A 2,229-nucleotide genomic window follows, 5' to 3' on the forward strand; every position below is an offset into this window, starting at 1 on the left:
ATTCAAATCTGACCATATTAGTGATGGAGCTACAGTAATCACGTCAAAGGTCATCGCTAAAGGATAAAGCACCATACGTGTTACACGTTTAAACGGATGTTTCTTGGTTATTTCATCTTTTTGCTGTAAAGCGACTGGGTAGGGGGCAGGAATAGTTTGTTGAATTTTTTGTGTTTCTGGAGCTTTATAAATTTGTCCTTTAAAACGGACAATCGCGTATGGATATAACATTTCTTTTTCATTCTCCATGACGATGAATTGATTTTTAAATCCTAATTTTTTTAAATTTTCTTTTTGTTGGTCAGAAAGCATCGATAGAGAAGTTTTATATTTAAATTGCAGTTCTCCATGAAAATGAGTGGGATCATCCATTTCTAGAATAAGAGGTGATGAAATATTCAAAGTTCTTTGATTTGCTGGAATGTTCTTTATGATATTTAAAAATTCTGAACTACCATCAGTCATCAAATAGTTATAGTCTTGACCCACAAATACTAAGCCTTGTTCTTGCTCATTTTTGATTACTTGCCCCAAAGCAATAATTTGATCAGTTTTTAAAACGGTAGTTTTAATTTGAGTTGTTTCATTTGGTAAAGCTGTAGACAATAGATTCGTTGCACATCCACTTAAGCCAAGACAACTTAATAATATACAAGTGGTTAGTGTTTTATGCATGAACATTACTCTTAAAAGAAATTATTTTTGTGAAGATAAAGATAGGAAAGATGAGTTAATGAACATACTCATAAATCAACATTTTGTAATTTTATTACATATAGATCGCCTGCTATAGTGAGTTTGTACAATTTCTTAACTGTCATTGGTGTACTGTTGTCACGTTCTACGGTTTTTTTGTCCGTCTTGTTTGGTTTGCTCATATTTCAGAGTTTATGGAATGTGGCAGCAGCATTTTGCGTGCATGAAAATCAGGTGAAGGTATCACAACATTTCGGTCATCATGCAGATTTGAATGTATATCAGTCTTTAAATCAAACGGATACTAAGCAGGTAGATGACGTAATAAACGATTATGAGGCTCCTCTAAGTTTGCAAGATCATCACGATCATTTACCTTCATGTTTTCATGTAGTGATGACTGACAACGCAAAACAAGCTCAAGAAGCTATAGTACATGTACATGAGCTTTCACAAATCTATTACTGGTCTAATTCTTATCAGTCTCCGCATCTCGATGCTCTAAATCCCCCTCCTGTCTTAACCCTGCTATAGGTGGGGTAGCCAAAAAATAACCCACCAGAAATTTATTTATTTCAAAGGGTTATTTTATGCTTAATTATATGTGCAAACAAAGCGCAGCAATCTTCTATGTAGATTACTCACTTAAACATTCACGTCTTTATGTTAATGACAAGGCGGGATATAAGGTTTTGTCAAATCTTTCCGTAAAACAAAAATATCATTTTAATGAATCAGTTATCTCATCTCTGATGATTCATAGTGATGGAGGTTTATGGAAATGAATATTTTATTTTCCCCCCGTGTTCGAACTGTGAGCTCCCGAGTGATTGGGCTTATTTTAGCTATTATCCTCGCATTCAGTTTTAGTAAATGGCATTTTCAGGCGGCATTCGTGGAACATATTTTATGGTTCTTTGGATGGTTTTTTGTGGGCATCGGAGTAATGGGAAGAATATGGTGCAGTCTTTACATTTCTGGATTTAAGAATTCCAAGTTAGTGACAGACGGTCCCTATTCTCTATGTAGAAACCCGCTCTATCTATTTAGTTATCTGGGAGGAGTCGGCATCATGTTGATTACAGAGACGTTTATCTTCCCAGTTTTATTTACGCTTTATTTTCTCGGTTATTACCATTATGTCATACGACAAGAAGAAGCCTTCCTGAGTGAAAAATATGGAACTGCATATTCAGATTATGTAAAGACGATTCCTCGGTTTTTACCAAGTTTCAGAAATTTCAAAGAACCTGAGTTTTATCAGGTTTCACCAAAACATTTCCGCATTTTTTTGACACAGGTGGTTTGGTTTATCTGGGTTGCGGCTTTGGTTCAACTTTTTGATGAGCTGCGATTGCATGGTGTTCTTCCTTCTTTGTTTAGTTGGTTGTAAGCATGAAAGGAAAACATATCCTTATGCTTCTCAGAGACTCAGAAGATTTGTCTTGAATGGATTAATTAAGGCATGCGAACAATAGTTATTTCTGGATTAAGTCCTTAAATAAGTTCGGAAGATTTAAATAAGGTGATTAT

General features: G+C 34.9%; 4 protein-coding genes. 3 read left to right on the top strand and 1 reads right to left on the bottom strand.

Annotated features, from left to right (window positions below; genetic code table 11):
• Positions 1-675 (bottom strand): hypothetical protein (locus tag HUN22_RS16635; RefSeq protein WP_174731705.1); only part of this gene is annotated, 675 nt, incomplete at its 3' end.
• 156 nt (positions 676-831) lie between these two features.
• On the opposite strand from HUN22_RS16635, the gene HUN22_RS16640 reads away from it, so the two are divergent.
• From HUN22_RS16640 to HUN22_RS16645, 3 genes are read left to right on the top strand one after another with little or no spacing between them, the layout of a single operon-like run.
• Positions 832-1,230 (top strand): cation efflux protein, CzcI-like, encoded by a 399-nt coding sequence (locus HUN22_RS16640; protein ID WP_174731708.1) that lies wholly within the window; start codon positions 832-834, stop codon positions 1,228-1,230.
• 56 nt (positions 1,231-1,286) lie between these two features.
• A complete protein-coding gene (locus HUN22_RS18265) occupies positions 1,287-1,481 on the top strand; it encodes a hypothetical protein (protein WP_151747312.1) in 195 nt (64 codons plus the stop codon).
• Positions 1,472-2,089, top strand: a complete 618-nt coding sequence (locus HUN22_RS16645; RefSeq protein WP_151747311.1) for a methyltransferase family protein — start codon at positions 1,472-1,474, stop codon at positions 2,087-2,089. The genes HUN22_RS18265 and HUN22_RS16645 overlap by 10 nt, the downstream gene beginning before the upstream one ends.
• Positions 2,090-2,229: the final 140 nt, after the last annotated feature.

Origin of the sequence: Acinetobacter lactucae (assembly GCF_013344765.1) — a bacterium.
GTDB classification, from domain to species: Bacteria; Pseudomonadota; Gammaproteobacteria; order Pseudomonadales; family Moraxellaceae; genus Acinetobacter; species Acinetobacter lactucae_A.

What these genes read in the sequence shown, in the direction of transcription:
- HUN22_RS18265 (WP_151747312.1), top strand. Translation starts at nt 1,287, where the DNA reads ATGCTTAATTATATGTGCAAACAAAGCGCAGCAATCTTCTATGTAGAT.
- HUN22_RS16645 (WP_151747311.1), top strand. Translation starts at nt 1,472, where the DNA reads ATGGAAATGAATATTTTATTTTCCCCCCGTGTTCGAACTGTGAGCTCC.